At 37.2% G+C, this 12,699-nt stretch carries 7 protein-coding genes and 2 pseudogenes; 7 read left to right on the top strand and 2 right to left on the bottom strand.

Annotated elements, in window-relative coordinates; all coding sequences use genetic code 11:
* The 3 genes from L6C30_RS11155 to brxL are packed head-to-tail and all read left to right on the top strand — an operon-like array spanning position 1 to position 6,631.
* On the top strand, positions 1 to 1,941 hold the full coding sequence (locus tag L6C30_RS11155; protein ID WP_169025141.1) for a DUF262 domain-containing protein: 1,941 nt from the start codon (positions 1 to 3) through the stop codon (positions 1,939 to 1,941).
* A complete protein-coding gene (gene pglZ, locus L6C30_RS11150; RefSeq protein WP_236163087.1) occupies positions 1,938 to 4,562 on the top strand; it encodes a BREX-1 system phosphatase PglZ type A in 2,625 nt (874 codons plus the stop codon). The genes L6C30_RS11155 and pglZ overlap by 4 nt, the downstream gene beginning before the upstream one ends.
* A 29-nt stretch (positions 4,563 to 4,591) precedes the next feature.
* On the top strand, positions 4,592 to 6,631 hold the full coding sequence (gene brxL / locus L6C30_RS11145) for a protease Lon-related BREX system protein BrxL (RefSeq protein ID WP_016658780.1): 2,040 nt from the start codon (positions 4,592 to 4,594) through the stop codon (positions 6,629 to 6,631).
* Positions 6,632 to 6,754: 123 nt separating this feature from the next.
* On the opposite strand, the pseudogene L6C30_RS11140 reads toward brxL, so the two are convergent.
* Positions 6,755 to 6,991 (bottom strand): annotated as a pseudogene (locus L6C30_RS11140) (hypothetical protein); the annotation flags it as partial.
* Between the two features lie 341 nt (positions 6,992 to 7,332).
* On the opposite strand from L6C30_RS11140, the gene L6C30_RS11135 reads away from it, so the two are divergent.
* The 4 genes from L6C30_RS11135 to L6C30_RS11120 are packed head-to-tail and all read left to right on the top strand — an operon-like array spanning position 7,333 to position 11,928.
* On the top strand, positions 7,333 to 7,533 hold the full coding sequence (locus L6C30_RS11135; RefSeq protein ID WP_039048208.1) for a hypothetical protein: 201 nt from the start codon (positions 7,333 to 7,335) through the stop codon (positions 7,531 to 7,533).
* A 58-nt stretch (positions 7,534 to 7,591) separates the two neighbouring features.
* The gene (locus tag L6C30_RS11130) at positions 7,592 to 8,740 is read left to right on the top strand and encodes a ThiF family adenylyltransferase (protein ID WP_039048207.1); all 1,149 of its coding nucleotides are present in this window, start codon (positions 7,592 to 7,594) and stop codon (positions 8,738 to 8,740) included.
* A complete protein-coding gene (locus L6C30_RS11125; RefSeq protein ID WP_058952667.1) occupies positions 8,724 to 9,806 on the top strand; it encodes a ThiF family adenylyltransferase in 1,083 nt (360 codons plus the stop codon). Before L6C30_RS11130 ends, L6C30_RS11125 begins: the two co-directional genes overlap by 17 nt.
* A 1-nt stretch (position 9,807) precedes the next feature.
* Positions 9,808 to 11,928 (top strand): ATP-binding cassette domain-containing protein, encoded by a 2,121-nt coding sequence (locus L6C30_RS11120; RefSeq protein ID WP_236163086.1) that lies wholly within the window; start codon positions 9,808 to 9,810, stop codon positions 11,926 to 11,928.
* Between the two features lie 148 nt (positions 11,929 to 12,076).
* Here the strand turns inward: L6C30_RS11120 and L6C30_RS11115 are convergent.
* Positions 12,077 to 12,588 (bottom strand): annotated as a pseudogene (locus L6C30_RS11115) (IS5 family transposase); the annotation flags it as partial.
* Between the last annotated feature and the right edge of the window lie 111 nt (positions 12,589 to 12,699).

Below are 12,699 nucleotides of genomic sequence, written 5' to 3'. Positions count from 1 at the left end.
ATGGAATTACAAAGTCTAAATAGTATTTTTAAAGAACGGATTTTACGAATTCCTGACTATCAACGGGGCTATGCCTGGACTACGACCCAATTGGAAGATTATTGGGAAGATTTACTACAGCTTGATCCTGAAAGAATACATTATACAGGTGTTATTACACTTGAGCCTGTGCCTGAGAAGATCTGGTCTAAATGGACAAATGATCAATGGCTTATAGAAGATTTGGATTATAAGCCGTTTTATGTGGTGGATGGACAGCAACGTTTGACTACATCAATGGTACTGATTCAGGCAATTATTGAATCAATACCAGCTGGTGAGTTAATTGCATCACAAAAAGTTGATAAAATTAAACAAAAATTTATTTTATTAAAAGCGGATGACAATATCCGGGAAAGTTATATTTTTGGCTATGAAAAAGATAATCCAAGTGATGAATTCTTAAGAACTCAGATTTTTGGGATGTATTCACACACCTATCAGCAACAAGAAACCCTTTACACTCGTAATTTGAAAAATGCAAAAGAGTTTTTTAAAGAACGGTTGGCTGTCTTATCACTAGAAGATAAAACTGCACTATATAAAAAATTAACTCAAAAATTTAAGTTCAATCTTTATGTGATTAATGACGAGATAGATGTATTTGTCACCTTTGAAACGATGAACAATCGTGGTAGGCCTCTTTCTAGTCTAGAGCTACTAAAGAATAGACTGATTTATTTATCAACACTTTTTAAAGACAATACGGGTAAAGACAAGCTGAGATCCAATATCAACGATGCTTGGAAAACCATGTATGAATATTTAGGAAAAAATTCAGATGTTCCATTAAGTGATAATCTTTTTCTTCGTAATCATTGGACAATGTATTTTAAGTACACGCGAAGAAAAGGTGATGATTACATTAATTTCTTGCTTAATGAAAAATTTAATGCGCGTAACATCACGCATCCTAAAACTGCAGAAGATGCTTTAAAAATCGAAGAGATTTCTGAATATGTAAAAAGTCTACAACAATCAATTATTTATTGGTTTTACATTCATAATCCTTCCTTTGATCAATCTGATAATCTGACCGATTTACAACGAAGCTGGTTAGATCGATTGGAACGTTTAAGTTTCCGTTCTTTTAAACCTCTAATTCTTTCTGCATTTGTTTCAAAGCAAGATCCAGTGAGAATTGTCGAGTTGTTGCAAGTAGCAGAGAGATATAACTTTACTTTATTTAATTTAAGTCAGCGTCGTTCAAATACAGGTGATACCGAACTTTTTGCTATGTCGAGAGATTTGTTGACAAGTTCCATAACAATTGAATCGGTAATAGAAACGATTAAAAAATTAATCAGCCACTATTATGATCCACAGAAATTTTTAGCCTATATTGATGAAAAATATGAGCTTGATCGAGATGGATTCTATCATTGGGATGGTGTTCGTTATTTTCTCTACGAACATGAACAATGGCTTAGAGAGAAAGGTAAACAATCAACAAATAAATTATCTTGGGATGTAGTTAAATCTAGCCAAAAGGATTGTGTAACCCTAGAACATATTTTTCCACAAACGCCAGATGATCCATATTGGTTGAAGCATTATTCTCACTTAGATGAGCAAAAACGACGATATTTAACTCATTCCTTAGGAAATCTACTTCCTTTATCCCGTGCTAAAAATTCATCATTGCAAAATGTCGCGTTCCCGTTAAAGAAAAACGATGATGATGGGGTCGGATATTACAATGGATCAGTATCTGAAAATGAAGTAAATACAAAACAAGATTGGACACCTAAAGAAATTAAAGAGAGAGGTTTAACTCTATTAAAGTTCATGGAGGAGCGCTGGGAAATCACGTTAGGTGATCAAGATTTTAAAGAAAAGCTACTTCATGTTGATAGCATCCCATTTCCTGTTGTAGTGGCAGAAAAAGAGGTGACTGCATGAATCTGGATCAGCTACATAAGGGTCTGGAACAGGCTTTCTACACTGAAAATCACCGTATTGTCTTCTGGTACGATGCTGAGCAGTCTTTTACTGAAGAAGTACACGCATTAAAGCTGAATGATGTTCATATTCTGAATATGGCAGATGAGTCTAGTTTGGCCATCAAGCTCAAACTGGAACTACAAGACCAGCAGGGCAAATACCTGCTGTATTTTCCAAGCCCAGAGCCTGAAACCGAAAAAGACTGGTTACTGGACATCAAGCTGTATTCACGCAGCTTCTATGCCGATCGTTTCTCGATTATTTTCAATGAGCTCGGTTTACAACAACAAAGTTTAAGAGAACATCTGGCCAAACGTGAAGAGTTCCTCAAAGCCAAAGCCCGTCTGAGTACATTGAAACGCTATATCCAGTCTGATGCAGATGAACAGGATCTGGATATGGCCATGATTGCGGCTGTGGTCAAGGCTGACAGTGCCGAACTTATGCATATCGTTCTGGCACTGGCAGATGAAATGGTACAGCAGAATCTGAGTCTGGAAGTCAATCCAGACTCCTTTGCTGAACTGGAAAAGTTCCAACTGGTGCCAGCTTTAGTCACCGCATTACAGGCGGAAATTGGTTATCCAGCATCGGTTGAAGAATTGAATGGGGAAGTGCCATTCAAGCTCGGTACGTTCTTTATCCGTTTGATGACTACAGGTTTCTGTGAAAGCTTGGGCGATGTACCGGTATGGGCTCAGGAACTGGTGATGTCATCCGTCAGCTCCCGTGCGACGGCTAGAGCCTTTTTGTCGCGCTGGAGAGACAGTTCTAAATACTACCCAACCTTCGATACACTCTCCCAGAGCGTGGCCAATGCACTGCGGATCCAAGAAAAGGTCGGGGCTTTTGATCTGGAGCAGCTGCTCGATGTCATGACCTTTGAAGTGATTGAACAAAAGATCATTGTTGATTTGGCCAGTCATATCCCCGCAGCAGCCAAAGCTGAACTGGAACATTTCAGAACGATTATTTCTACCCGTCTGGATGGCTATTGGGCGTCCAAGCATAAGGACGATGCAACCCGCCGTAAATACCGTACCGTCTATACAGCGTTGCAGGCAGCGATTGAGCTGTTCAGCCTGCGACAGCAGTTTGATTCCGGGTTTTATTTCGACTCCAGCGAAGCTTTGTATAAAGCCTACAAGCAGGAGCTGTATCGCTTTGATCTGGCCTACCGCCACTACAGTGCTGCTTCTCAACGCGCTCATGTCGATATCCTGAAAAAACTCGATGAAGAAGTCGAAAATTGCTATTCCTACTGGTTTATTGACCACTTGGCACGAAACTGGGGAGAGCGGATTGAAGCTGAGCAACGCTTGAATGTCTGGAAAATGGCAGATATCCCAAACCAGCAGAACTTCTACGATATTCACGTCAGACCCTTACTCAGTTCTGCAACGAAACGCCGTATTGTGGTAATTATCAGTGATGCTTTTCGCTATGAAGCTGCGGTAGAGCTGCGTGATCGTATTAATGAAAAGCGTTATTCCGAAGCGACCTTGTCTTCACAGCTGGGCGTTGTCCCAAGTTACACCACACTTGGCATGGCCTCGTTATTGCCGCATCAGACTTTGGAGTACAAAGAGGCCGCAGGGGATGATGTTTTAGTAGATGGGCAGTCCAGCAAAGGGACTGCAGCACGATCCAAAATTCTGGCGGCCTATAATGGTCTGGCAGTCACCGCTGAAATGGTAAAAGGTTGGTCGCGTGATGAAGGCCGTGAAGCACTGAAAGATCATGATTTGATTTACGTTTATCACAACGTGATTGATGCACGAGGAGACAGTGCCTCGACAGAATCAGAAACCTTTATGGCGGTGGAACATGCCATTGAAGAGCTGACTGAACTTAGCCGCAAAATCTTGATGCATTTCAATATTTCTACCCTGTTGATCACAGCTGACCATGGCTTCCTGTTCCAGCAAAGTAAACTGGAATCTGCGGATCGTTCAAGCTTGACTGAAAAACCTGCCAATACATTGAAAAGCAAAAAACGCTATGTGATTGGGCATGGTTTACCAGAGAGCAAGGAAGCATGGAAAGGTTCAACCCAAGCTACGGCAGGCACACTATCTGCGACTGATTTCTGGATTCCAAAAGGGGCGAACCGTTTCCATTTTGTAGGAGGCTCACGTTTCGTGCATGGCGGCATCATGCCTCAGGAAATTGTGGTGCCGGTACTGATGGTAAAACAGCTACGTGGTGAAAAGGCTGGACAGCGGACCAAGCGTAAAGTTGAGGTCATTTCTACCAAATCCACGCTGAAGATGGTCAATAACATCCAGAAGTTTGATTTGATGCAAACCGAAGCTGTCAGTGAGCTGGTCATGCCAGTGACTTTATCCATTGCCATTTATGATGGGGATCTCAAAGTTTCCAGTGAAGAAACTTTGACTTTTGATAGCACTACCGATTCTGTTGCCGATCGGGTCAAACAGGTCAGACTCTCATTGTCTGGCACTGATTTTGACCGTAAGAAAGATTACTTTCTGGTACTGAAGGACAAAGACCTGAATATCGAAATGCAGCGCTATAAGGTCACCATTGATCTGGCATTTACCGATGACTTCTTCTGATAACGAATTAACGATAGAGCGTAGCCTACATGGAATCTGCTAACGATAAAGAACTGGATCAGCTGCTGAATGAACACTTTGCTGGGCGGGTGGTACGCAAGGATCTAACTAAACTGATCAAAGAGGGGGCCAATGTCCCGGTCTATGTACTTGAATACTTGCTGGGAATGTACTGTGCCTCGGATGATCCAGAGATCATTGAACAGGGACTACGTAACGTAAAAACTGTGCTGGCAGAGAATTATGTCCGACCGGATGAAGCCGAGAAGGTGAAATCCCTGGTCCGTGAACGTGGCAGTTATAAAGTCATTGACCGGGTGACCGTAAAGCTGAATGAGCGAAAGGACAAATACGAAGCATCCTTCAGTAATCTGGGCATTAAAGATGCCGAGATCTCGGCAGGCATCGTCAAAGAGTATGAAAAATTACTTGTTGGTGGTATCTGGGTCATTGCTACGCTCAGTTATTATTTTGAAGAAGGACAGACTAGTTCTCCATTTGGGGTGAGTTTACTCAAGCCGATTCAAATGCCGAATATGAATATGGATGAACTCTTCAGTGGCAGAACAGCATTAAGCACGGATCAGTGGCGCGAGAGTTTAATCCGTTCGATCGGCATGGAACCGGCTTCGTTAAAAGAGGACGTGCAATGGCACCTATTAGCGCGTATGGTTCCGTTCGTTGAAAATAACTATAACGTTTGTGAACTGGGACCACGCGGTACCGGGAAAAGCCATATTTACAAAGAGTGTTCACCGAATAGTATTTTAGTCTCTGGTGGGCAAACGACTGTCGCCAACCTGTTCTATAACATGAGTAGCCGCCGTATTGGTCTGGTAGGCTTATGGGATGTGGTAGCTTTTGATGAAGTCGCCGGTATTTCCTTTAAGGACAAAGATGGCGTACAGATCATGAAAGACTACATGGCCTCAGGATCTTTTGCCCGTGGTCGTGAACAGATGGAAGCCTCAGCTTCGATGGTTTTTGTGGGTAATATTAACCAAAGTGTTGAATCCTTGGTGAAGACTAGCCACTTATTGGCTCCTTTTCCTGAAGCCATGATCGATTCAGCATTCTTTGATCGCTTTCATGCCTATATCCCGGGTTGGGAAATTCCGAAAATGCGCCCGGAATTCTTTACCAACCGTTATGGTCTAATCGTTGATTATCTTGCTGAATTCTTCCGGGAAATGCGTAAGCGTAGTTTTGCGGATGCCATTGAGAAGTACTTCAAGCTAGGGAATAACCTGAATCAGCGCGATGTGATTGCCGTTCGCAAGACGGTTTCTGGATTGATGAAGCTGCTCTACCCACATGGTCAGTTTAACAAAGAAGATGTACGGCAATGCCTGGAATATGCACTGCAGGTGCGCCGTCGGGTCAAAGAACAGCTGAAGAAAATTGGAGGGATGGAATTCTATGATGTGCATTTCAGCTATATCGACAATGACACCTTAGAAGAGCATTTTGTTTCAGTCAAAGAGCAGGGGGGTGGCGGACTTATTCCCGAAGGTCCTGCTAAACCAGGTTTTTTGTATACCATCGGACTCAGTAATAAGGGCATGCCAGGTTTATACCGCTTAGAACTGCAAGTCACTAAAGGTTCAGGAAAATTGGCGACATCTGGCTTATGGAATTCAAGTAGTGCCAAAGAACAGGTCAAGATTGCTTTTGATTACTTCAAGGCCAATGCATCCCGGATCTCGGGGGGCAGTAAGGTGCTGGAACATGATTTCCATTTACATGTGGTGGAATTACAGAATACCGGCCCGCTCAGCCATCTTGCTCTGCCAAGTTTAGTGGCTTTTGCTTCTGGCCTGTTAGGACGATCAGTACAAAGTCAGATGGTGGTACTGGGTGATATGAGCTTGGGTGGTTCTGTGACACCGGTGGAAAGTATTGCCGAATGTCTTCAAGTTGCTTTTGATGCGGGTGCCAAGAAGGTTGCTTTGCCAATGAGTAGTGCGGCAGATATCCCAACGATTCCTGTGGAACTGTTTACCAAGTTCCAGACCAGCTTTTATGCAGATCCGGTAGATGCTGTGTTTAAGGGGCTAGGGGTGGATTAATTTCATATCTGTCTGGAAGAGTTACAGTAGATTGTTTTAAATTCAGTTTCTCAAGTTAAACACCATGTTGTAAAAGCATAATACTGCCTCTTTTAAAGAGCTAGTATTTTAGGGGGGATTACCCTTCATTTTTTCTTGATCAGATATCTGTTGTATTTTGACAGGATTTTGTTGATCTAAATATTTTTGATACCAAACACGCAATGTTTCAGGAGTACAACCGATTTTAGGAGCAATTGCGGAAACTGCTGCCCAATTCGATGGATAATCTTTTTCGGATTCAATCAATAATTGAACCGCTCTTTCTCTGATTTCAGGGGTCAATTTTACTTTGCCATTTGTAAGGTAAAAGGGGTCAATTTTAGAATGCCGTTGACAATGTATCGCCTTTTGAGTTTGAAGCAATGTACAATGATAAGATTAACCCGTTAGGTCAGGTGGCCTAACTTAAATAAAAAGTCTCCGACAAACCCGGTACGGTTCACTAATCTAGCTGTTTAACTTTATTAAAAATAACTTTTTCTTTTTCTAATTTTATTTACATAATCAATATGTTACAATTTTTAAGAATTTTTCCATCTATTTATTATATCGAAATCAGGCCACTTTTAAACTTTAGGAGTATACTTATTGCTTTGATATTATTTAATATATTGTAGTTTGAAAATATTTTTCTAATTTTAGCCTGATGGAGTTGTGTAATGAGTTTAGATTTAGACTTATCTTTTGAAGTTGTCAGCAAGGTAAATGCTGCATGTTATTCAAATGCTTGTTCTGGTAGCAGAAGTGATTGTTGTACTCGTACATGTACTCGACAAAGTAATGCAAACACGAATCAAGATTCATCAATGCAGGCTTGGGACAATTATTTAGAAATTAATGCCGGTGTTTTACAGTATTAATTTTTTATAGATAAAATAAAGCTACTTCGTTAAACAAGAGGTAGCTTTTGGATTTTTTATGCTTAATAAAATTTATAAACTTCAAGATACTGTTGATATTTACATTTCAGAAATGGAAGATTCTAGAAAAGTATTTCTAACATTTCATAAAATGACTACGCGTGATAAAGTTGAGTTAATTGTAGGGCGTGCAGTTGCTGAGTTTTTAGCATTACTTGATGGTATAAAAACTGTAGATTTAATTTTAAAAAATCTAGGTGATTTTAATGAAGATGATGCATTAAAATTAATAACTTTTTTACAAGAAAAACATTTGATTATTGATGTTATGGAATACGATGAGTTAGATCCTCGTTTCTCAAGACAAATAGCTTATTTTGATGACATGATACTGGATAGACGCGGAAGGGATACACAAAAATTACTTGCGTTAAAGAAAGTTGTTATTTTAGGTTGTGGAGCTGTAGGGGCTGCTATCGCAGAAAATTTAGTAAGAGCAGGTATTTCTAAATTTGTATTGGTTGATTATAAGCTAGTAACAAAATCAAGTATAGACCGACATTTATTCACACGATTAAATGATATTGGTTTAGCTAAAGTAGAAGTTCTTAAAAATTACCTTAAAACTATTGATTCAACTGTAACAATTGATACATATCAAGAATGTTTATTACCACAGACTGATTTATCAAAATGGATTACAGATGATACTAACTTAATTATTAATAGTTGTGATGAGCCTTACATTGGACATACCTCAGTTAAAGTTGGTCGCTATGCACAAATCAGAAATATTCCTTTATATGTAGCAGGGGGTTTTGATGCTCATTTAATGAGTTCTGGAGAATTAATTTATCCACCGTACACACCATGTATTGATTGTACACAACAGACATTTACTAAAGCCTTAGGTGATTGGAAACCAATATACAGTACTACGGCTCAAATCAAGAATATTGTTCATCTAAAAGAAACTGTAAGTATATCATCTGACATATCAAAATCTTATCAAATAGGTGGGGCAGGTGGGTTAATAATGATGAATGGATTTTCTGCACACTTAAGTTGTTTAAAGATTTTACAATTTTTGGCAGAAGATTCTACTTATGATTATAAAACGATTCGGTACGAATATTTACCAAATAATGGTGCGTTAACCGAATTTGAAATGCAAAAACAGGAACAATGTCATGTCTGTAACCACTAATTTACGTTTACGTCAAAGTGTAGGGATTGTGGTTCAAGAGAATATAGTCGAGTTTTTTAACTCAAATACTCGCTCTAGTGTATCCTTAAAAATGCAATTTCAGGGTATTGTTGAGTTACTCGAAAATTTCGATGGAGTAACGAGTATTCAGCAAATAGCTGAAAAATATCAGGGCATATCTATAGAGCAGCTCACTTCCTTAGCTCAATTTTTGCGTGAGAAATATATATTAATCCAACAGGATATTGCATATCCCCTGGATATTGTTCAGCATCATTATCGCTTGGTGAATACTCTTGAAGATTATTTCCATTCAAGTCATGAAGTTTTAAAAGCGATTGAGAAATTAAAAAATGCTACGGTAATGATTATTGGACTTGGTGCAGTAGGAAGCCTAATCGCAAGTTATTTAACAAAATCAGGTGTAAAAAACTTTATTCTTGTTGATGCTGACAATGTAGATATTAGTAATTTACATCGTCAATATTATTTTGAATCAGATATTGGGCAAGAAAAGGGTGAAAAACTTAAAAAACAGCTTGAAATGATGCATTCTGATTTGAATGTTGAAATTATTACTGAACATTTACAACAGAATTTTTTTGAACGAATTAAAATTGCAAAACCAATTGATTTAATTATTAATTGTGCTGATGAACCTAATGTGGATATCACTAGTAGAATCATTGCTGAATATGCTATGAAATACAAAATACCACATATTGTAGGTGGTGGTTATAATTTACATCTTACACTGATAGGTCAAACTATTATTCCATTTGAAACTGCATGCTTTAAATGCTTTGGTAATGCTTTAAATGAGCTAAATAATGTTGAACTAAAAAATGTGAGAAAGCTTCATCGAGAGAATCGTAAATTAGGATCATTTTCACCATTGTCAGGTATTGCAGCAAGTTTAGCATCACTTGATGCCTTTAAAGTATTGATTGGTAAAAATGAATTGTTGCAACAAGTTAATAGACGAATAGAGTTTAATATGGTTCAACATCAGTTAAATATTATTGATATTCCAAGAAATCCAAATTGTGAATGGTGTAAAGTTTAATATGAAAAATGGAATTTTATTAAATGGTATATCAACTCATAATTTAAAAAATATTGATATAAAAATTCCATTAAATAAAATAACCGTGATATATGGAAGGTCTGGAGCAGGAAAAAGCTCATTAGCTTTTTCTTCTCTCTACCAATTATGTCATGATGAATTTGATGCTTTAGAACGTGGATTTTCTGAAAGTAGTGAGTATGTTATCCAGTGTTATGAAGGGCTAATCCCTGCTGTTGCAATATCTCAAAAGAACACAAATAATAATCCACGTTCTACACTGTATTCTTATCTTAATATTCCTCAAATTTTATCTACAATAAAAGTAAAATCACCTGTTGCTATTCCAAATTTTGACTTATTAAAAATCAATAAAATCGGCAATGAATGCAAATATTGTCTTGGGTTAGGTGAAAAAGTTGAATTTTCGGAAGATTATATTGTTAATCAAGAGTTAGGTCTTAACCAAAAACCTTTTTCTTGTTGGCGAAATGGTGATTTAGCAGACTACTATAATCAATTATTGTTAGCATATTGTGAACAAGAACAAATAGATATTTATACTCCATTCAAATATTTATCAGATAAAGATAAACAAAAAGTTCTGTATGGTAGCAGTAATGAAAAATTACAATTTAGATTTAAACATCGTGGTAAGTCCAAAGCAAGGAAAGGGATTTATAAAGGTGTAATGCTCTATATAAAAGAAAATAAAAATATAAAAGCTGTAGATAAATATGCAAAGAAAGTCATTTGTTCAGCCTGTAATGGAGCGAGGATTAATATAGAAACTCATCAAACTATTAGTATTTTTAATACGACTATGCCAGATTTTTTATTGATGCCTATTGATGAATTAGTGTTGATGTTAAAAAAAGAAATAAAAGATGATACTGTTTTGGTAAAAGTGTTAGATTCTATGTGTGAAATGGGCTTAGGCTACCTTAATCTTGCACGTTCAATTCCAAGTCTATCAGGTGGTGAATTACAAAAATTAAAATTTAGTAAATTATTACATTCAAATATATCTGGAGTATTGATCGTAATTGATGAAATTTCATCTCAAATTAATGAAAATGATTTTCATAAAATTTGGGAAAAGATGAAAAATATTGTCAAAAATAATACGTTAGTTTTAGTTGAACATGCACAATTTTTTATTGATCATGCAGATTATAAAATTCATATTGGTTATAAAGCAGGGATTGATGGAGGAAAAATTTGTCCTGATGAGATTATTCAACCATTCTTTGATATTTCTAAAAGGAATAGGCCACAAGGTTTCATTGAATTTATAGATTTAAGTAAAAACAATGTAATAAAGCAAAGTGTAAGTATTCCTAGAAAATGTCTCACTGTTTTTACAGGCGTATCTGGTTCGGGGAAATCGTCATTAGCGAAAGCTATCTTTGAACAAGCAGATGTAATTTATGTTAGCCAAAAAATGGCAAATTATAGTAGTCGCTCTATTTTGTCATCTAGTATACAAATAAATACATTAATTGCAGAATATTTTTCAAAAATGACTGGATTAGATGTAAGTTATTTTTCCCCAACACAAAATGGCGGTTGTAAACAATGTCAAGGTATAGGTGTAGTTAAATATGAAAGAGGATATGAACAAGATCTATATTTAACATGTCCTACATGTGAGGGTGACTTATTTGATAAATTCAATGAAAATGTTTTAATACAAGTGCATGGAAAGAATATTATTGATGTTTATAAAATAGAAATAAGTGATTTATTGACATTTTTTCATGATGAACGTATTAAAAATATACTTGATACACTTGTATCTTTAGGCTTATCTCATCTTCAGTTGCAAAGGAAAACACAAACACTTTCAGGTGGGGAATTACGCCGCATAAAGCTTTGTGAAAGTTTATCAAAACAAAGAGCAAGTAAAAAAATTTTAATTATTGATGAACCCACTGCAGGACTGGACCCTGAAACAGCTAGTAAAGTTGCAAGTTTTATTTATCAAAAAACTAAGATGTTTGAGGCAGTTATTCTCATTGAACATAGACCAGAGGTTATAAAATATGCAGATTATAAGGTTGTTATGGGTGTTGCGGCAGGAATAAATGGAGGAAAAATTTTAAAACAAAATTTGATATAGTTTTAAAATTTTATTTTTATAACATGCTTGGGGTCTGTTGACATTTACTGTATAAAAAATAATAAGATAGTAAAATCAAATCGGAGATATCTGAAAGGCTTTGTTGCACAAAGATGTAAAAATTAAGATTGCCCATATCTACTCAAATTTAAGGCATAACTTGGGTATGTGGTTGACCTAACTCGGTAAATTTATTTAACACGGCTACACGTGCATGGATCTCATTGACTTGGCTATTAAAGTTCCTTGCACTGAGTTTATCGCCTAATAATTTGATGCAGTGCATCTTGGTTTCCACCAAACTTCGGCGATGATAGCCTGACCATTTTTTCCATAGTATTCTGCCAAACCGTTTAACAGTACGAAGTAATTCATTTCGTTCTAGCGAGCTGACCTTTGTATCTTTCCAAGGTTTCGCATTTTTTCTTGGAGGAATTACCGCATGCGCTTGCCGATCTGCAATGACCTGACGACATTGTTTGGTGTCATAAGCGCCATCCGTATAAACAGAGTCAATCTGCTCATCTAAGGAAATTTGATCGAGTAAATCACCAAGTACCTGGAATCACTTACATTGTTAGTTGTAAGCTGAACTGCACGTATTTAGAGAGTTTTAGCATCTATACCAATATGTAATTTACGCCATTGACGACGATATTCAGAGATGGATCCGTAAATTTGAACAACTCCTATAAGTGATATTCTGCTCCTCAAATGATGTTATAAACATCAATATATGGAGTATTTTATGGCACGTAGACCAAGAAGAAA

The organism is Acinetobacter sp. KAM396, from assembly GCF_021602765.1.
GTDB classification, from domain to species: domain Bacteria; phylum Pseudomonadota; class Gammaproteobacteria; order Pseudomonadales; family Moraxellaceae; genus Acinetobacter; species Acinetobacter towneri_A.
This window is presented reverse-complemented; position numbering and strand designations above follow the sequence as displayed.